Here is a 19,007-nt window from a genome sequence, read left to right as displayed (position 1 = left end):
TCCAGTTGTTCGCGTTCAGCGGGTGTGATGACCAGTTCGGCTTTCGGGCGGCCGTTTTTCATTGGGTATCTCCTCAAATCTAAAGACACCCAGAAATTAAGCAAGATTTATGCTACGTATTAATGGGACAGGACACTAGATGGGCCAAGCCTAATCGAATCAGTACGAAAAAAGCGTTGTACGAGCCCGGGTCATCGCGCACTTGTTCCATCGCGGCCGCGCAGAGGCACCGAGCGCCCTCATAATCGAACGCCAGTTCATGTAGCCATCCCATTGCCGACGTAAAAAAAGTGGCCGCGAATACGTTGCCGTTCTTATCCGCGATCTGCAAGGCGTTGGCGAGGTGGAGCTTGGCTTCACCCCATTCGCCTATATGCAGCAGCGACCTGATGCAGATCGCCTCGCAAATCAGGTATTGCAAGGCGTCGCCCATGTTCTGCGCGATCTCAATCCCCTCACGGGCTATGGCGATCGCCGACCGGTAGTTGCCTGTGGAATACTCCAGGGTGGACTGTAGCGTGAGACTCGAGTGAAGCAACTGGGGATTCTGCGTTGCACAGGCCATTTCCATGGCGAGACGGCAATCGTGGGCATCGTTGTCGTTTCATCCCCGCAAATTGATATTCCACCCGGCACAGGAGCCACGGACCTGGATTTTGATCGTTTCGTCCGTCAAGTCCCGGCAGCGTTCGACCGCCTCTGCCGCCACACTCAAACAGCGGGACCGGTCCACGAAATAAAAGACCTTGCATTGTTCCATTAACGCCTCGATCTCCCAGAGTCGCTGATCTGCCGCACGAGCGAGGGCACATCCGGCCGAAAAGTGCTCCACTGCTCCATCCATGTCGTCCATCGTGCGCTTTACAACGCCTCGCTTAAGCAATAACTCAATGGATAGAGCGCTGCGTTCGGTTTCCGGAAGCGACTCGGACAGGCCCAGCGCGCGGTTGATATAGTCGACGGCCTCACGATTGGCATACCGCTGCATGGCGTTCTCAGCCGCCAAACGCAGATATACGACGGCTTTCGACAGCTGTCTGCCTTGCTCGAAATGGTTGGCCAATTCCGCCGCGATCGTTCTGGACTTTTCTCCATAAACGATTTCCAGGCATTCTCCGATGGACTGGTGCAATTGCATCCGCCGTCCCGCTGCGAGGCGGCGATAAAAAACCTCGCGATAAAGAGAATGCCGAAAACCATAGCGTCCGGACACCGTTCCGTCCGCCCACTCGTCGCCACCGCATGATTTCAGCATCTGGCCGCGTCGGCTAAGTTCTTCGCAACACAATTCAACCGTCGCCAAGTCTTCGCCGGATACGGCCGCCAGCAGCGCCGCGGACCATTCCACGCCGATCGCGCTCGCCATTTCGAGCAGCCGCCGCTCGAACATGTTCAAGCGCTCGATTTGGGCCCCTATCATTTCCAGAAGGTTATCGGGTATTCCGAGGCTTAAGCTTTCCTGATCGCTGTGCGGTGATAAGCGGCCCAACTCAAGAAGGTGATCGACAAGGTTGACCATGAAAAAAGGATGACCTTCAGTCCATCGGTAAATGGACGACGAAAAGGTTTCGTGCTTCCTTTCTTCGGGATACCGCGATATCAGATATTCTCCGACCTCGTCCTCACATAGGCCGTTAACCGCCAGCTCGCCACATAAACCACGCGCCTGTAATTCCTGCCTGATCCGCCTGACCGGATGTTGCGCCAAAATCACGTCGACCGGCCGGTAAGTCGCTATCACGAATAGCTGCGCGCGCGCACGCCTCCGCCCAAGCAGGGAAATGAGATCCAGGGTGGCGTAATCGCTCCAATGCAGGTCTTCGATTACCAGAATCAAGGGACATTCAGAGCTAATGCTCTCGAAAAATTCGGCCGCCTCCCGCAGCATTCTGGCGCTGGTCGCACCGAGCACCTCCTGCTTGAGCTTATCCTTATCCGCGGGCGTCAAGACGGACGTCATTTGCATGAGCCAGGTCGGTGCATGCCTCCGCAGACGATCGATCAGTCGTTGGCCTTCGGCATCGCGGTATCGGCGCTCCAAAGCCTCGAGCAAAGGCATGAATGCCTCTCCTACGCCGCACTGTTCGACACATCGGGCGCGCAATAGCGCCGGATTCGGGCTATTCACCCTGGCCAGAAACATCTCGATTAACGTGGTCTTGCCGATTCCGGCTTCGCCGGTAAAAAAGACGAGTTGCCGGTCGCCATGTCTTGCCCGCTCCAAGCGAGCTTCCAGCCACGCGAGATCGTTCCGACGCCCTACCCAATGCGTCGAACAGGCGCTATGCCACGCCCGATAGGCCGCTAATGGCAACAGTTCAGAGGCATCGGCTCGTCCGCTGTCCGCCGGCTTCACCTCGGCGATAAAGCGATAGCCGTGCTTCGCCACCGTCTCGATATAGCGGGGCGACCTCGGGTCATCGGCCAGCACTTTGCGTAACTCATTGATGCATCCTTTCAGAACAGACTCGCTAACGTAGCGGCGCGGCCAGGACGCATCGAGCAAAGCGTCTTTGGTCAGTAGCCGACCGGGGTGCATTAAGAGGTAGTGAAACAGTGCAAAGGCCTTTGGCGGCAAGTTCACTACCTTCGCTTCATACCACAAAACAACATTACCGGGATCCAATCTGAATGGACCGAAAAGCAACTGTTGATTGATGTACGTTCCCACTGTCTCCGGAATTCCTGAATGACAAACGAACTATAAACACAATTGACCGTAATTTAACCGTTTCCTGACGATTTTCGATCTCCATCCAGTCATGATTAACGCTAAGGTGAATATTCATCGTGGATGACGTAAATGGTGGGCCAGCGAGCATGCGTACAAATAAGCATTGTTGCATGGGGCTGCGCGGCTCAGAGCTTCGAAAAGATTTATCTACTCAATACGCCCTTGGTTGGGCATTACATCGGCACTAAATTGCGAGAAGGAAACATGATCAAACAATCTGTCCAAAGCGTTGCAACCGCAATGATCATCGGCCTTTGCCAAACTGGGTTAGCCGGGGAGATTTCCGTTCCGCCACTCACCGCACCTGAAATTTCGCAGGTGGAGATTGACGCCATAACGCGGTGTCTCATCATTTCCGGCACGAATTTCGGCTCGGCACAACCTTCGGTCACACTCGGCAGCGAGATCCTTGCCGTCAAGAACTTCTCCAACAACCGAGTCGCCGCCGCGTTACCGCCGGTCCTGCGCCCAGCCGCTTACCGGCTGACCCTTACGGACTCGCACGGTGCTGGGAAATCCGATTCATTCCCCGTCCAGATATTCCAGCCTTACCGGAATACACCGCGGGGTCATTAAAGCATGTCGGTTTCAGGATGTGAGGGCCTCCTTGGTGAGCCGAATCCGGTAAGCCGCGATTTTGACGCGTGGAATTGTTCGGCTCTCGTTTTGGCACTTTACAAAAGCAGAGACGATATGTTTGTGGATAAGGCGCCGTTCTGGGTGGAGAACACGCGAGCATGAAGAGCCCGGCCAATCGGGTACGGCAACGTCAGCGCATCGGCTTCATCGCCGGCTTGGCGGGTGGAGCCGCAGCGCTCGCCGCGTTGCTTGCGCCGAGTCAGGAGCGTTGGCACGTGCGAGGCCCCATGAATACCGGCCATGAAGCCCTCCGATGCGAATCCTGCCACAAGAGCGCTCCCCGCAGCTTGCGGCAGCAAGTGCAGGCCAGCGTCCGCTATTGGGTGGGCTTGAGGAAAACACTGGACGATTTCGGCTATCTCGGCGTGACCAACGACATCTGTTTGGGTTGTCACGACCGGCCCAACGACCGGCACACGGTATTCCGCTTCTGCGAACCGCGCTTTGCCGAAGCACGAGCCAAGCTTCAACCACAACTCTGCGTGTCCTGCCACCTCGAGCATCGGGGCCGGCGCGTGACGCTGTCCATGACGACCTACTGCGAAGTCTGTCACCGGGAGACGAAGCTCAGGAAAGACCCGCTGGACATTTCCCATGCGAACTTGATTGCCCTCAATCAGTGGGAGAGCTGCCTCGGCTGTCATGATTTCCACGGCAACCACATCATGAAAGTCCGCAAGGTAGTGGCAGAGGGTTTGCCGACGGCCGAAATCCGGAACTATTTCGCCGGGGCGCCCTCACCCTATGCCAAGACCAAGCGCTACAAGGCGAAAAAGGAGGCGAAGTCATGAAGGAGAAAGGGTTTGTCATCGCCGTACTGACCTTGACCGCGCTTATAGTTTATCTGTTCGTCAGCGCGCCACCGCCGCTGCCCGAAAAGCCCGATTCCGGATCGTCGATTCCGATCGAGCAGGTCTTCGCCATCGTGGAAGCGGAAAACGACGCCATTAGGATCTTGTGGACCGAGGAGATCGTCGGCAAAGGCAAAGCGGCCGGGCTCAAATTCGATGAGCATTGGCGGGATGAGAACGTGGACGCCGGTCCGTTGCCCGCCCTCTTCCTGCGCGAAACCGCCACCAGCCTGGAGAAAGGCCCGGTGCGGTTGAGTTTATTCCTGGGCTCGGATTTTCCTCTCAATCCGGCGAATCGGTTCCAGGGTCTCCAAATGGACAAGTTCGCCCTGATCAGCACACCCAGGCGCCGCAGTTCTTCTTCGCGGAGGATACCCAACTCTATACCGCCATGTTTCCGGACACGGCCGTCGTCCAGCCGTGCGTCAACTGTCATAACGATCATCCCGATGCGCCGAAAAAGGACTGGAAGCTGCGCGATGTGATGGGCGCGACGACATGGTCTTATCCGGACCCTGCCGTGTCCACCGAGGAGCTCCTGCGGATAGTGGCCGCGTTGCGTCAGGGCTTTCGGGAAGCTTACTCGGCTTATCTAACCAAGACCGAAACCTTTTCCAGGCATCCCGAGATCGGCGCCAAATGGCCGCAAGACGGTTACTTTCTGCCTTCCGTCGAGGTTTTCATGGCCGAACTCGACCATCGAAGTTCTCCGCAAACCCTGAGCGCCGTGCTTGTGGAAGCCGTGCCGCGAGGCCCCTCCGGCGGCGAAACGCCGGAACGCAACCGGGGAGTCTTCGAACCATGAAGCCCTTCTTCGATTTCGAGCACTTCAGTGCCCAGCTCTTCAAGCCGTCGGATTCCCTGGCGTACCGCCACGGAAATTCCGTACCCTTCGAAACGGGAAAAGCGTACTTCTGGCTGGGGGTCATCCTGCTGGCGAGTTTCGCCCTTCAGTATGGGTTTGGCTGGACCTGGCGCTGGTTGGCGGAACTTCAAACCCATGAAGGCTATAAGCAGCTTTCGGGTGGGTTTCTGGGGCTGTTTATCGCCCACCAATGGCGGCTGACGGCACGGCGGACGAAGCCGGATCCGACGACAATGCGGCAGGACCTGAGCCGCCACAAGCGCTGGGGCGCGCTCGCCCCTTTGTTTTTCTACGCGCACGCCCAGCAGTGGGGTTACGCCTACCTCTCGGCCTTGAGCGCGGTGTTCTTCGCAGTGTTCGCCATGGGCTTGCTCCACGAGAGGCTGTTGCGCTTTAGAAAGGTCTGGCTGAGCCAGGCTTGGGTGGTCGGTCATGTGGTCCTTGCGACGGCCCTGCTGGCCCTGATCGCCTATCACGCTTATGTGGCGTTCAGTTATGAGTGACAAGGTGAGCGTGTCTGCGGCAACTAAAAAGCTGTCGGAAAGGAGATGAGTATGCGCCGAAAGCATCCGGGAGTTCAGTCATGCATCTGACCCGATACGCCGATTACGCGCTGCGGGTGTTGATTTATCTGCTCCGGAACCCCGGGCGAAGGGTGACCGTCAAAGAACTCGCCGAGTATTACGGTATCTCGCGAAATCACCTGATCAAGATCGTTCACGACCTCGGTCTGAAAGGATATATCCAGACCACCCGGGGGCAGCACGGCGGCATCCAGTTGCGGGGCGATCCCGCGCAGATTACGGTCGGACAAGTCCTGCGGCAGATGGAGCCCGGTTTCGAGATCGTGGAATGCTTCGGCGAGGAACGGCTCGATTGCGCGGCTTTGCCGGACTGTCGGCTGAAAAAAGCGCTGCATCGGGCCACCGCAGCCTTCATGGCTGTTCTGGAACGCTACACTTTGGCCGATTTGCGTGCCGAAAAAATTCAGTTCGCCGGGGACACGCTTGCCTTCCCGAGACACCCGATCATCGAAGACCGGCCGCATTGCGATACTGCGGATTGCCGCGGCGCGACTTGCTGTAAGACTCCGAACGCCGACCTACCGGCGGAGCTCGGCGAGGCCAGTCCTCGGGACACAACAAGCATCCAAGCGAAATCCCTGGATTTATAACCCATCCGTCCGTTTTAGCTCGTATTCTTCAGCTTGCGGAACAGGCCGAATAACCTACATTCGGCATGATTCGCTTCCAATCTGATAAGCTTACCCACTCGCGAATGGCCTGAGATCAGCTTAGATGCTGTCTTCAAACTACTGCGCGCGGCCATGACGACTTCGCGTCTTGTCCTGACATCGCTCGCAACGCTTGAAGACAGCATCTTAGACTCTGATTGACTTGGCGCATTTCGCGAAGAATAAATCCTCTGCATCTTCTGTTGTCTTAAACATTTATCGTCGAGGCTCTTGTTATCGTGCTCATAAATCGGATGACAAATTACGAATCCGTGGCCGCATTCAGCGAGGACGGGCGGGATTGATCCGGCTGATACTTTACGGCACCTACGGTTGCCATTTGTGCGAAGACGCGGAAATTCTGCTGTCTGAAGCCGTCCGAACACGCCACCTGCAAATACCTGTCGAAATAGTGGATATCGCCGAAAACCGCGAATTGGAGGACCGCTATGGCGTACGGATTCCGGTCGTGCTCGACCCTGTCTCGGGCGTCGAACTCGGCTGGCCTTTCGACGCCGAACGGCTCAGTGAGTTTCTACAAGACCTGTCGTAAATCCGGTTGGCGCACTCTCTCCCGCCACCAAGGCTAATCAAACTCAAACTCTTTATTCGATTTTCAACGCCATGAACCAGACCAATTTCCGCATCGAAAAAGACAGCATGGGCGAACTGCAGGTGCCGGCTGATGCCCTTTATGCCGCCCAAACCCAGCGCGCTGTCGAGAACTTCCCCATCAGCGGGCTCAGGATGCCGCCGGCTTTTATCGGAGCCATCGCCTTGATCAAGCAATGCGCCGCCCACGTAAACAAGGAGCTGGGGCTTTTGGATAGCGCCATTGCGGCGGCCATCGAGCGAGCGGCCCAGGACATCATCGACGGACGTTATGCCGACCAGTTCCCGGTGGATGTATTCCAGACCGGCTCCGGCACCAGCACCAACATGAACATCAACGAAGTGATCGCCACTCTCGCTTCGAAAAGCTGCGAACAGAACGTGAGCGCCAACGATCACGTCAACATGGGGCAAAGCAGCAATGACGTCATTCCCACCGCGATCCACGTCAGCACCGCGCTCGCCGCCAACGCGCAACTGATCCCCGCGCTGGAGCATTTGCACGCCACAATCGGCTACAAAGCGCAGTCGCTCGAACAGGTGGTCAAAACGGGGCGGACCCATCTCATGGACGCCATGCCCATAACCTTGGGCCAGGAACTCTCCGGCTGGGCGTTGCAAATCCAAAACGGCGTGGAGCGTCTGCGGGCGTCTTTACCGCGCATCTACAAGCTCGCGCAGGGCGGCACGGCGGTAGGCACGGGAATTAACGCCCGTCCTGAATTCGCGGCGAAAATGGCGGAGGCGCTGGCCGATGCCACGGGCTTGCCGTTCGCGCCCAATGTCTCGTTCTTCGAAAGCCTGAGCTGCCAGGACGCCGCCGTGGAGTTGTCCGGCCAATTGAAAACCGTGGCCGTCAGCCTGATGAAGATCTCCAACGATCTCCGCTGGATGAACTCCGGGCCCTTGGCGGGCCTCGGGGAAATCGAACTGCCGCCCCTGCAGCCGGGAAGCTCCATCATGCCGGGCAAAGTCAATCCAGTGATTCCGGAAGCCGTCTGCATGGTTGCCGCCCAAGTCATCGGCAACGATGCCACGATCACCGTCGCCGGCCAATCCGGATCGTTCCAGCTCAATGTCATGCTGCCGGTCATCGCTTATAACCTGCTGCAGAGCATCGACCTGCTGGCGAATGTTTCGCGTCAGTTGGCGGACAAGGCCGTCGCCGATTTCACCGTTCGGGAAGACAATCTCAAGAAAGCGCTGGCGCTCAATCCCATCCTGGTTACCGCCTTGAATCCCGTCATCGGCTATCTCAAAGCGGCAGAGGTCGCCAAGGCGGCCTACAAGCAGCAACGGCCGATCATCGAGGTGGCCGCCGAGATGACCGGCATCCCGCGCGAGGAATTGGGCATACTTCTCGATCCAACGAAGCTGACGAAAGGAGGCATTCAGAGCTGAAGCAGCTTCACGATGACACCTATCTCTTATCTCTCTGGAGCTGTTCTCGTTTGCTGAAAGCGCAGAACGCTTGCGGCACAATTCCCGGAGGCTACGAGAGAAATCTGCAAGTGTCCTGGTCTAATCTAGGCAAATCTCTTCTTTTTGCTGCAGGAAGAAAACGCCATGAAAGGAAAAAAGACCATGGGGCTGCCCGGCTTACTAGTCAGCCTGACGACGGTGTTTGGCACTGCGATAACAGGCGTATCTCATGCGCAAAGCGGCACCCCGGATCCCGCCTTTGGCGTCCTCGGACGGGTGCTCACGACCTTCGAGACCGCTACTGATCAGGCGTTTGCTGTGGCCATACAGCCCGACGGCAAGATCGTGGCGGCCGGATTCACGACTTCCCCCATTGCCAATGGCGACAACAACTTCGCCGTGGTTCGCTATAACCCCGATGGCACCATGGATGCCACCTTCGGCACCGGCGGCGGGGGGATCACGAATTTCCGGACCGACGTGCCCACCGGTGACCCCGATGATCCCAGCAGAAACAGTTCGGATACGGCGCGCGCCATCCTTATTCAACCGGACGGCAAGATCGTGGTTGGAGGATTTTCCGATGCCCCCAATGGCGACTTCAACTTCGCCTTGGTTCGCTATAACCCCGATGGCAGCGTGGATCCGACCTTCGGGGATAATGCCATCTTCCCCGGCACGACGCTTACGGATTTTCGTCAATTACCCGATGGAACTCGTTCGCTTGACCAACTCAGAGCCCTCACCCTCCAGCCCGACGGCAAGATTGTGGCGGTAGGTTTTTCGAATGCGCCTAATGGCGAGGGTAATTTTGCCTTGGTCCGGTACAGTCCTGATGGCATCATCGATCCGACCTTCGGCGATAATGCCCTATTCCCTGGCACCGTGCTCACCGATTTTGGCAATCGCAGCGTGGATGACGCCTTTGCCGTGGCCATACAGCCGGACGGTCAGCTCGTGGTGGCGGGCAGCACTTCCCCCGGCCCCGATTGTCCGGCAGCCTTCGGCCTCGTTCGGTATAACAATGGCGTTCCGAATACTAATTTCGGGCCCGATAACCGGGTAGCGACCTGTCTTCGTGGCACAAGCGCCGTGGCCAGTGCGCTCGTCATCCAGCCCGATGGCCGGATCGTGGCGGTGGGAACGACCAACGGTCCCAACGGGGATCTTAACTTCGGCTTGGCACGGTACAATCTGGATGGCAGCCTTGATCCGACCTTTAACGCCAGCTCGGAAAACCCGGGGCTCTCGATCACGGACTTTGATAACCGTGCGCTTGGCGATGGGACCGTCGAGCGCAGCGTTGATGTGGCGCTTGCCGCCGCAATGCAGGCCGATGGCCGAATCGTCGCAGCCGGAATCTCCAACGCCCCCCTTGGCGTGGGCAATACCAACTTCGCCTTGGTCCGCTACGATCTGAATGGCGTCGCGACGACCGACTTCGGGGCCAATAATCGGGTGCTTACCGATCTGGCAAACACCACCGGCGACCATGTCTTGAATAGCAGCACTGACCAGGCCAACGCCATTGTCATTCAGCCCGATGGGCTGATCGTGGTGGCAGGCGGTTCTGACGCTCCTATCGCCGCTATCGGCGGTCCCAGCTTCAACTTCGCCCTGGTGCGGTATCTCCCATAAGGGCGTAAGTCCAAGGGTCAGCCCCCTTTTGCTCTCAAAACGCGGCTTCAGATTTTGCAGGCACTTTCGGGAATAGGTCCCGAATCCTCAGCCCGATTGCTGGAGACCTTCGGCAGTGTGGAAGCGATCTTCAGCGCGACAGTGAATGATCTAATGTGCGTGCCTGGCGCGTGGGCATGCAAGATTCGCTGAGCCGTGAGCGAACAGCCATCGCTGGATTCGGAGCGGGACGATCCGGTCCTGTGAGTTATATATGCCCTCAGGCCTTTTGGCCGGCATTCGCGAATTTTCAGGTCTTAAGCCCCGTACCACGCCGAAGCAATATGAGGCTCCAGACCATGAGAATTAAAATAAAGCCGACGATGATCAGAAACGCGATCCGGATATCCACGTCGGACACGCCTAAAAATCCATATCGAAAGGCATTGACCATATACAGAATCGGATTCGCCAGGGAGACCTTCCGCCACAACTCGGGCAGCAACTCGATCGAATAGAAAACGCCGCCCAGATAAACGAGCGGGGTGAGAACGAAATTCGGGACGATGGAGATGTCGTCGAAGCTGTTGGCGTAAACGGCATTGATGAAACCCGCCAGCGCAAACAAGGTCGCGGTCATAAAGAACACGCCCGCGATCACACCGGGATGAGCCGGCTGAACATCCGTGAAAAACATCCCGACGATACCCACCACGCTGCCTACGGCCAAACCGCGGGCTATCCCCCCACCGACGTACCCCGCCAGAATGATCCAATTGGGCACCGGCGAGATCAACAGCTCCTCGATGTTCCGCTGGAACTTGGTGGAGTAAAAGGAAGCCACGACGTTGCCGTACGCGTTGGTGATGACCGACATCAAAATGACGCCCGGCACGATATAGTCCATGTAAGACATCCCGGCCATGGGCCCTACCCGCCCGCCGATCAGGGTACCGAAGATCAGAAAGTAGAGCGAGGTGGTCACGGCCGAAGGCAGGATGGTCTGCGGCCAGATGCGGACGAACCGGTGAATCTCCTTGAACAGGATGGTTTGAAAGGCAATCAGGTACTGCATGCGGGTGTTATTTTTCGAGCAACGAAGCTGGCGACTCGGTCAAAGCGGATTTTCGCGTCGAATCGATGCGCTGGTTTTCCACCAAATCGATGAATAGCTGCTCCAACCGATTCGCGGCGTTACGTATGCCGACCACCTCCAGGCCCTGCGCGGCAAGCTGGTCAAGCAAGCTATGGAGACCCAAATCCATGGGCACATCCACGGCCAAGGTACGATCTTCGAGCAGCTCCAGCTGGTAGCCCTCGACGGCCGTGACGAATGGCGCGGGATTTCTCAACTCGAGAATGTAGCGATTGATGTGCAGTTTCCCCAGTAAATCCGCCATCGCATTGTGCTCGACGATGTGCCCGTGATTGATGATGGCGATGTGGCGACACAGATTTTCCGCTTCTTCCAGATAATGGGTAGTCAGTATGATCGTGGTGCCTTCCCGGTTGATCTTTCGGAGAAACTCCCACATGGAGCGGCGAATCTCGATATCCACGCCGGCCGTGGGTTCGTCGAGAATGAGCAGTTTCGGCGAATGAACCAAGGCCCGCGCGATCATGAGGCGTCGTTTCATGCCCCCGGAAAGCTGGCGGGACACGCTGTTCCTCTTGTCCCACAGACTCAGTTGATGTAAGCATTCCTCCGCACGCGCCAACGCCTCTTTCCGGCGTATGCCGTAGTATCCGGCCTGGTTGACGACGATTTGCAGGACCTTTTCGAACTGGTTGAAATTGACTTCCTGCGGCACCAGCCCGATACAGCGCTTGGCCGCCTCCCGCTCCTTGTCGAGATCATGGCCGAATATCTCGACCGTGCCGCTGGTCTTGTTTACCAATGAGCTGATGATGCCGATCGTGGTCGATTTTCCGGCGCCATTGGGTCCCAGAAGCGCGAAAAAATCTCCGGCTTCGACGTCCAGATCGATGCCTTTCAAGGCCTCCAAGCCGCTTTTATAAGTTTTTCGCAGATTGCGAATGGAAAGCGCGTTCATTTTTGGCTGTTTTTGCCGGCGATATTTGTAAAAATACGGCTATACCGCGAGGTCTCCGTGCTTTGAAACTATCGACCGGACACCTCGTTAACCGCGAGATTGTAACAAATACCACCCTCGCTAAAGTCCTCTCCTTTCCCTCCTCGATACAATGAGTCAATCGCAAAAGCATCCTCCCGAGCACGTCGCGGCCGTGGACCTCGGTTCCAACAGTTTTCACATGGTGGTCGCCAAGCTCCGGGCCGGCGAACTGATCATCGTCGACCGGCTCCGGGAAATGGTTCGCCTCGGAGCGGGACTCAATGCTCAGCGCCATCTGACCCAGGACGCGCAACAGCGGGCGCTATCGTGCCTTGAGCGTTTCGGCCAGAGGCTCCGGGATATGCCGCCGGGCAGCGTCCGAGCCGTAGGCACCAACGCCTTGCGCGCGGCACGCAATGCGGGGCAGTTTCTAGTGGAAGCCGAAAAGGCTCTGGGACATCCGATCGACATTATCTCCGGCATCGAGGAAGCACGACTGATCTACGAAGGCGTTGCGCAAAGCCTGGCGACGGACGGCAAGCGGCGGCTGGTGATGGACATCGGTGGCGGCAGCACCGAGTACATCGTTGGCGTCGACAAGGTCCCGCTTCGCAAAGAAAGCTTGCGGATGGGCTGCGTATCCATGGGTCTCGCCTATTTTTCCGACGGCAAGATCACGAACAAACGCTTCAAGCATGCGGTCATCGCGGCCCGGCAGGAACTGGAGCCTTTCGAGTATGCCCTTCGCAAAGGCTGCTGGGACGAAGCCGTTGGCGCATCCGGCACCTTGCGGGCAATCCGGAAAATATTAGTCGACCGCGGATGGAGCAAGGACGGTATCACCGCGGACGGTCTCAACCAGCTGGTCAATACCCTCCTAGCCCTCGGACAGGTCGACAAATCGGGATTCCCGGACCTCAATCCGGACCGCTATCCCATTTTCGCCAGCGGCGTCGCCATTCTGTATGCGACTTTCAAGGCACTCGATATGCAGCACATGCAGGTTTCGGATGGCGCCTTACGGGAGGGCTTGCTTTATGATCTTCTGGGCCGAATCTACCACGACGACATTCGGAGCCGTACGGTTGCAGCGCTCGCTGCCCGTTATCATGTGGACTTGCAACACGTGAGCTGCATCCAGGAAACGCTGAAATCTTTTCTGCGGCAGGTTCCATCGGTTGGCGCTATCGATCGGGAAACGGCCGAGCAATGGCTGAATTGGGCGGCGACCTTGCACGAAATCGGCCTGGATATCGCCCACAGCCAATATCACAAGCACAGCGCTTATATCATCGAGAACGCCGATTTGCCCGGCTTCTCACGTCAGGATCAAGTGCTGCTGGCTACCTTGGTGCGCGTCCACCGGCGGAAATTCCAACTCAAGCTTTTCAAAGAGTTGACCCCGCCGTGGAACCAAGCCGCGAAGCCCCTGGCCGTGCTGTTGCGGCTGGCTATCGTGTTGAACCGCAGCCGGCACGGCAATCCGCTTCCCAACATCAAGCTCGGCCTCGGCGATTCGAGGGTCGATCTACGATTCCCCAAGCAGTGGCTGGAAAATCAGCCGTTAACCGCCGCCGATCTCGAGCAGGAAGCCGGTAACCTGGGCGCCGCCGAGATCGAGCTGACTTATCTTTGACATCCGGGCTTGGCCTCTCAAGCCCTCCTTTAGCTCGTTTTCTTCAATTGCTCCAGCAAAACGGCCTGCGCTTGGGTGCCGCGGGACCCGTCAAGCTGTGTTCGCTGGTAGTTTCCGTCCGAGCCCAGCAGCCACGCCTGGCTGTCGTCCTGGAGATAGAGGTCCAGATCGGCCCGGACGCGTTCGGCCAGCTTCTTGTTCTCGATGGGAAAACAGGTCTCGACACGACGGAACATATTGCGGGACAGGAAGTCGGCACTCGACAGATACACTTCCGGATGCCCGCCGTTCTCGAACCAGTAGACGCGGCTGTGCTCCAGAAATCGCCCGATAATCGAGCGGACTTCGATATTTTCCGATACGCCGGGTATTCCGGGACGGAGACAGCAAATTCCGCGGACGATCAGTTTGATCTCCACACCCGCCATGGAGGCGCGGTAAAGCGCCTGGATCAACTGCGGCTCCGCCACCGCATTGACCTTTATGATGATGCGGGCGGGACGGCCGGCCAGAGCATGCTCGGACTCGCGGTCGATCTTCTTGAACAAGGTTTGGTGCAAGGTAAATGGCGATTGCAGCAGCTTGTTCAGCCGGCTCACTTTGCCGAGGCTGGTGAGTTGGACAAACACCCGGCGGATGTCTTCCCCCAATTGCTGATCGGCGGTCAATAAGCCGTAGTCGGTGTAGAGCCGGGCCGTGCGCGGGTGATAATTGCCGGTGGAGAGATGGGTGTAATAGCGGAGGTGCCGGCCCTCGCGCCGCAAAACCAGCAGCATCTTGGCGTGCGTCTTGTATCCCACGATGCCGTAGACCACCTGGACTCCCGCCTCCTGCAAGCGTGTCGCCAGCGAAATATTGGCCTTCTCGTCGAAACGTGCGCGCAGTTCCACGACCACCGTAACTTCCTTGCCTGCCCGGGCCGCGTTGAGGAGCGCCTCCACGATGGGGGAATTCGGGCCGGTTCGGTACAAGGTCTGCTTGATGGCGACCACCTGGGAATCGTTTGCCGCCTGGCGGATCAGCTCGATGACGGGTGTAAAGGATTCGTACGGCTGATGCAGGAGGATGTCCTGCTTCTTGATCGCCTCGAAAATATCCCTTCCGCCGACAAGCTGGCTCGGGCATCCGGCGGTGAACGGCGAATACTTGAGATCGGGCCGGTCGATCAGATCGTAGATTTCGCGCGTCCGACTGAGATTGACCGGGCCATCCACCCGGTAAAGCCGGTCCTCGGTAAGACCGAACTGGCTCAACAGGAACTCCACGATCGCATCCGGGCAATTATCGGCCACTTCCAGCCGCACTTCGTCACCATAATTGCGGGTGCTCAATTCGCCTTCCAAAGCCCGGAGCAAATCATCGATTTCCTCTTCATCCAGGTACATTTCGCTGTTCCGGGTAACCCGAAACTGATAACAGTCCCGCACTTTCATGCCGTAGAACAGGTCATCGACGAAGGCATGAATGATGGACGAAAGAAACACGAAGTCGTGCGAACCGCTCTCGGTTTCCCCTTGCGGCAGTTGAATGATGCGCGGCAAGGCTCGCGGCGCCTGTAATATGGCTAGCGTTATGTCGCGGCCGAAAGCATCCTTGCCGGACAGCGACACGATAAAGTTCAAACTCTTGTTCAGGATGCGCGGAAACGGATGGGCCGGGTCCAAACCGATCGGACTAAGGATCGGCAGCAGTTCCTCCTCGAAATATTTCTTAAGCCAAGCGAGTTGGAAGGAATTCCATTCGGTCCGGCGGACGAACCGTATGCCTTGCTCCTCCAACAAAGGCAGCATAACCTGGTTCAGTACCCGATACTGCTCGGCCACCAGATCGTGGGCGCGAGCGCTGATCGCGACCAAAGCTTCCTGGGGAGTGAGACTGTCGGGCTCCGTTTGCATCGCTCCCAAATCGGCCAGCTGGATCAAACCGGCGGTGCGAACCTCGAAGAACTCATCCAGGTTGGAGCAGGAAATGCAAAGGAAATTCAGGCGCTCCAGCAGTGGCGTACGCTCGTCCTTGGCTTGTTCGAGCACACGGCGATTGAACTCCAGAAGACTCAGCTCGCGATTGATATAAAGCTGTCCGTCGGATAAATCGATAGTGCTAGCGGTAGTTTCGCTATCGGCATTAGGTTCCGCCGATCCGTCCGGACGTTTATGCAACAGTCTCATGGCGCCGGTCGCCTTTTTCATGTCGCCCACCAGATACTTGGCCGCCCGAATCATGCGCATGGCCTTGGCTTTATTGAAGCCCGCCATTTTGACCAATTGCTCCGCATCGGCATTCGCCAGTTCTTCGACCGAAAAAATCCCATGCTCCGCCAAAATGGTTCGAGTTGACTTGCCGATACCTTTTACGTGGCTGATGATCAAAAGCGTATCCCCCATCAAAATTCTTCTGATTTGGCAATCATAGCGCACCGGCGTCGGCCTCGCGGCGGGAACGGAGCCGGTCCGGATCAGAATGACTGTTAATTCAAAACGACATATCGCGGGAACGGCCGGCTTATTGCCGACCCAACCCGCGCCTGGAATGAAGACGAAAACGTGGTGGCGACTTAAGGCTACTCCAGTTTCAGAAACGCCTATCGGCGTCTCTTCCGAATTCCGTCATTTGGTTTTTTCGAAAAGACCTCGATATTCGCCGTAACCTTCTTTTTCCAAATCCTCCTTGGGAATAAACCGCAAAGCTGCCGAATTCATGCAGTAGCGTTTTCCGGTGGGAGGCGGACCGTCGTCGAAAACATGGCCCAAGTGGGAATCGGCGTGCTTGCTGCGGACTTCATTGCGAACCATGAACCAGGATCGGTCCTGCCGGTAGGCGATGTTGTTCGGTTCCAAGGGTTTGGCGAAGCTCGGCCAGCCGGTGCCCGAATCGAATTTGTCGAGAGAGCTGAAGAGCGGTTCGCCCGAGACGACATCGACATAAATACCTTCTCGATGATTGTCCCAATAGGCATTCTTGAACGCCCTCTCGGTTCCGTCTTCCTGAGTCACTTTAAACTGTTCGCTAGTCAGCTTCTCGCGGAGGTCTTCCTTGTTTTCCTTCTTGAATTGTGAGGAATTCCAAGACATGGCTAGGTCTCCATAAAACAGGGTAATCAATAATAACAAGGCTCTCATGACATTCCCGCGTCGATGTTCAAAATACTGGCGCGCCCTTCTTTCTGATTTTTCTTATAAATCAGTCGCTTTTAAAGATTTATGACACAGAAAGTTGGTCGAAAAATCCTTTGACGGAAAACCCCGGCGACGTTTAGCCCGTCTAATTTTATCTTGCCAACCCAACGGATTTTCCGGGAGGGCCAGGTGAAACCGAAGTCAAGGAGAATCCCGACGAGACCGGCCGCCGCGCTGCTGTTGAGCGCGCTGTTTTTTAGGCCGATCTTTGCGGCGGGCGACGAGCTCGTGATGCTCATAGGCACGCACTCTCTACTGAAGCCTCCAGCCGGAATAGCGGCCAAGAAAGACGTTGTTCTGCACGGGCTGGATTCCAGGATGTATTCCGCCATTCATAAAGCCAGCCGGATTTGGATTAGGCATGGCAGAATGCTGGTCGTCACATCGGGTTTGGACGGCCGGCATAAAGACGGAAGCCTGCATTATGTGGGCCTGGCCGTCGATTTTCGGGCCAAGTACTTCATTCCGGCGACTCGCTCGAACGTGACCCGCGAATTACGGAGAAGTTTGGGCGATGACTTTCAAGTAATCGGGGAAAAACATCATATTCATGTGGAATACGATCCTTGAATCGTGCCGTGACTAGCCTATAAGTTCCTTTTGATATGCACTGCGTTTCTTGCCATAGCCGTTCATTTTGCACGACGACCTAAGTTTTCGTTCTCGTAGTTTGCGATAATTTCTTTTTTCGGTGCGCTACCGGGCCTCGACTGGGGGTCTTGAAACGCGCGAGGCGAAGACCACCGAAGTCTTACAATGCCAAACGACACTAGCCACAATCCATCCGACCGGGGGTTCGGCCATGGCCGACGAGAATTCAAATTTAATCGATCTTCAAGCACTCCGAGCAAAGCGACTCCAGGAACAGACGAAAGGCAAATCGCGCCTTCATGAAAGATTCGGGCGGGAATTTCTCCGCGATCTTTTTTGGTACGAGCACGAACGGGAACCCTCGTCCGCTGCCGAGCTAGACCAATTTCTGGAAACAAAAGGTTTGCCCACCATCACCGATTCCGCGCTTTTCCGCGGCTGGCTAATGCGCCGCCTTCGCGAGGAGGCGTAAGTCGGCGATCGTCTGTCCCAAGCACGGCGCATGGCACCGACCGGACGTTTTTCGTGTGAGAAATCAGCTCTGACGTCTACTTCCGCTTCATTTGCCACCTATTTTGTTGTGTGCAATTATCCGGCTGGAGAACCAAAGAGCTTGGGAATCGCGCCATGGGTTTTCGGCTTCGTGCCGCGAACGGCGCCTCGTCGAGCGCTCGGTTATTCGAACACGGACTGTAAGAGGAGTTTGATTATGAGATCTCATTCCACGACAGGAGTTAAATCGGCATTGGGCGTTATCGCATGTTGCGTGCTTATGGCAGCCGCGCAAACGGTGCGAGCCGAAGTCGCATACAAGGTCGAGGGCAATAAAGTCGACAAAGCCACCTTCGAGGGCTGGAAAATCTACAAGGGCCAACGCTGCGAAACCTGCCACGGCCCCACGGGCGAGGGCGGCCCCGCTTTTCCCAATTTGCTCAACAGCATGAAGAATCTTTCGAAGGAACAGTTCCTGCAGGTGGTCCTGGAAGGTCGGAAGAATATGCCCGCTTACAAGGCTAATAAGGCGGTCGTCGATAATATGGACGGCCTTAATGCCTATCTTAAGGGTCGTTCGGACGGCGCAATCCCGGCCGGCGATTTGGTCGAGATGCAGTAACTCGCTTGAAAAAGTCAGGTTACAGCTACGCTTGTATGCTCTTGGTAGCATAGACCGGAATGAGCGCCGTATGCCGGGAGCACAAATCTATTCCGGTTTGCCGCGGTCTTTCCTTCCCCCGGACCCGGGGGGAGGCCTGTCCTGAGCCCGGTCGAAGGGATCAAGGTGAGGACGCACCCGGCGGGTGTCTGCGTGGCGGGAGCGGCCCGTCTGTCCTCACCCCGCTCGCTCCAAGCCCCTCCCCCGGCCCACGCCTTCATATTCCGATACCTCTGTACGGCCGAATTAAAAAGTAATTCAATTTTTCAATCTATAGTGCATTAACAATCCAAGACCAGGCGGTGATGGAATAGACGCGTGCGGGATCGTTTTCGAGATCTCGCAAGGCGTGCTCCAAGTGGTCTTCCAAAGCATCAAGGCTGTCAAAGACCCGGTTGTGAA

Annotated in this window: 20 protein-coding genes; 14 read left to right on the top strand and 6 right to left on the bottom strand. The window is 56.8% G+C overall.

Features of this window, described 5'->3' with window-relative positions; genetic code table 11:
• Window positions 1-112: 112 nt before the first annotated feature.
• Both VEB01_RS12935 and VEB01_RS12930 read right to left on the bottom strand, forming a co-directional pair.
• A complete protein-coding gene (locus tag VEB01_RS12935; RefSeq protein ID WP_324876069.1) occupies window positions 113-571 on the bottom strand; it encodes a hypothetical protein in 459 nt (152 codons plus the stop codon).
• A 33-nt stretch (window positions 572-604) separates the two neighbouring features.
• The gene (locus tag VEB01_RS12930; RefSeq protein ID WP_324876067.1) at window positions 605-2,584 is read right to left on the bottom strand and encodes an AAA family ATPase; all 1,980 of its coding nucleotides are present in this window, start codon (window positions 2,582-2,584) and stop codon (window positions 605-607) included.
• A gap of 219 nt (window positions 2,585-2,803) precedes the next feature.
• On the opposite strand from VEB01_RS12930, the gene VEB01_RS12925 reads away from it, so the two are divergent.
• The 10 genes from VEB01_RS12925 to VEB01_RS23125 all read left to right on the top strand — a co-directional run bounded on the left by VEB01_RS12925 (window position 2,804) and on the right by VEB01_RS23125 (window position 10,187).
• A complete protein-coding gene (locus VEB01_RS12925; protein WP_324876064.1) occupies window positions 2,804-3,310 on the top strand; it encodes a hypothetical protein in 507 nt (168 codons plus the stop codon).
• A 161-nt stretch (window positions 3,311-3,471) separates the two neighbouring features.
• Entirely contained in the window at window positions 3,472-4,164 is a 693-nt protein-coding gene (locus tag VEB01_RS12920; protein ID WP_324876062.1) for a cytochrome c3 family protein, read from the top strand.
• A complete protein-coding gene (locus VEB01_RS12915; RefSeq protein ID WP_324876060.1) occupies window positions 4,161-4,709 on the top strand; it encodes a hypothetical protein in 549 nt (182 codons plus the stop codon). Before VEB01_RS12920 ends, VEB01_RS12915 begins: the two co-directional genes overlap by 4 nt.
• A complete protein-coding gene (locus VEB01_RS12910) occupies window positions 4,616-5,029 on the top strand; it encodes a hypothetical protein (RefSeq protein WP_414675468.1) in 414 nt (137 codons plus the stop codon). Before VEB01_RS12915 ends, VEB01_RS12910 begins: the two co-directional genes overlap by 94 nt.
• Complete coding sequence (locus VEB01_RS12905) at window positions 5,026-5,592, top strand: hypothetical protein (RefSeq protein ID WP_324876057.1); 567 nt, start codon at window positions 5,026-5,028, stop codon at window positions 5,590-5,592. The genes VEB01_RS12910 and VEB01_RS12905 overlap by 4 nt, the downstream gene beginning before the upstream one ends.
• Before the next feature lie 80 nt (window positions 5,593-5,672).
• Window positions 5,673-6,263, top strand: coding sequence for an Rrf2 family transcriptional regulator (locus VEB01_RS12900; RefSeq protein WP_324876055.1), 591 nt, complete (start codon window positions 5,673-5,675; stop codon window positions 6,261-6,263).
• 361 nt (window positions 6,264-6,624) lie between these two features.
• Window positions 6,625-6,876 carry a glutaredoxin family protein gene (locus VEB01_RS12895; protein WP_324876053.1) on the top strand — a complete coding sequence of 84 codons (252 nt, stop codon included), beginning with the start codon at window positions 6,625-6,627 and terminating at the stop codon, window positions 6,874-6,876.
• A gap of 71 nt (window positions 6,877-6,947) precedes the next feature.
• A complete protein-coding gene (locus VEB01_RS12890; RefSeq protein WP_324876051.1) occupies window positions 6,948-8,336 on the top strand; it encodes a class II fumarate hydratase in 1,389 nt (462 codons plus the stop codon).
• 165 nt (window positions 8,337-8,501) lie between these two features.
• Window positions 8,502-9,995: a hypothetical protein gene (locus VEB01_RS12885; protein ID WP_324876048.1), complete on the top strand. Its 1,494-nt coding sequence runs from the start codon at window positions 8,502-8,504 to the stop codon at window positions 9,993-9,995.
• A gap of 54 nt (window positions 9,996-10,049) precedes the next feature.
• Window positions 10,050-10,187 (top strand): helix-hairpin-helix domain-containing protein, encoded by a 138-nt coding sequence (locus VEB01_RS23125; protein ID WP_414675467.1) that lies wholly within the window; start codon window positions 10,050-10,052, stop codon window positions 10,185-10,187.
• 97 nt (window positions 10,188-10,284) lie between these two features.
• On the opposite strand, the gene VEB01_RS12880 is transcribed toward VEB01_RS23125, so the two are convergent.
• Both VEB01_RS12880 and VEB01_RS12875 read right to left on the bottom strand, forming a co-directional pair.
• A complete protein-coding gene (locus VEB01_RS12880; protein ID WP_324876045.1) occupies window positions 10,285-11,049 on the bottom strand; it encodes an ABC transporter permease in 765 nt (254 codons plus the stop codon).
• A gap of 7 nt (window positions 11,050-11,056) precedes the next feature.
• Window positions 11,057-12,028, bottom strand: a complete 972-nt coding sequence (locus VEB01_RS12875; protein ID WP_324876043.1) for an ABC transporter ATP-binding protein — start codon at window positions 12,026-12,028, stop codon at window positions 11,057-11,059.
• A 151-nt stretch (window positions 12,029-12,179) separates the two neighbouring features.
• Here VEB01_RS12875 and ppx point away from each other — a divergent pair, with 151 nt between their 5' ends.
• Window positions 12,180-13,685: an exopolyphosphatase gene (ppx, locus tag VEB01_RS12870; protein ID WP_324876041.1), complete on the top strand. Its 1,506-nt coding sequence runs from the start codon at window positions 12,180-12,182 to the stop codon at window positions 13,683-13,685.
• Window positions 13,686-13,714: 29 nt separating this feature from the next.
• Here the strand turns inward: ppx and ppk1 are convergent, their stop codons facing one another.
• Window positions 13,715-16,069: a polyphosphate kinase 1 gene (ppk1, locus tag VEB01_RS12865; RefSeq protein ID WP_324876040.1), complete on the bottom strand. Its 2,355-nt coding sequence runs from the start codon at window positions 16,067-16,069 to the stop codon at window positions 13,715-13,717.
• A gap of 222 nt (window positions 16,070-16,291) precedes the next feature.
• Complete coding sequence (msrB, locus tag VEB01_RS12860; protein ID WP_324876038.1) at window positions 16,292-16,756, bottom strand: peptide-methionine (R)-S-oxide reductase MsrB; 465 nt, start codon at window positions 16,754-16,756, stop codon at window positions 16,292-16,294.
• Between the two features lie 234 nt (window positions 16,757-16,990).
• Here msrB and VEB01_RS12855 point away from each other — a divergent pair, with 234 nt between their 5' ends.
• From VEB01_RS12855 to VEB01_RS12845, 3 genes are all read left to right on the top strand, one after another.
• A complete protein-coding gene (locus tag VEB01_RS12855; protein ID WP_324876037.1) occupies window positions 16,991-17,431 on the top strand; it encodes a hypothetical protein in 441 nt (146 codons plus the stop codon).
• A gap of 232 nt (window positions 17,432-17,663) precedes the next feature.
• Window positions 17,664-17,924 carry a hypothetical protein gene (locus VEB01_RS12850; RefSeq protein ID WP_324876036.1) on the top strand — a complete coding sequence of 87 codons (261 nt, stop codon included), beginning with the start codon at window positions 17,664-17,666 and terminating at the stop codon, window positions 17,922-17,924.
• A 300-nt stretch (window positions 17,925-18,224) separates the two neighbouring features.
• Window positions 18,225-18,566, top strand: a complete 342-nt coding sequence (locus VEB01_RS12845; protein WP_324876071.1) for a c-type cytochrome — start codon at window positions 18,225-18,227, stop codon at window positions 18,564-18,566.
• Window positions 18,567-19,007 lie beyond the last annotated feature (441 nt).

The sequence above is a fragment of the Methylocaldum sp. genome (genome assembly GCF_035627495.1).
GTDB lineage: Bacteria > Pseudomonadota > Gammaproteobacteria > Methylococcales > Methylococcaceae > Methylocaldum.
This window is presented reverse-complemented; position numbering and strand designations above follow the sequence as displayed.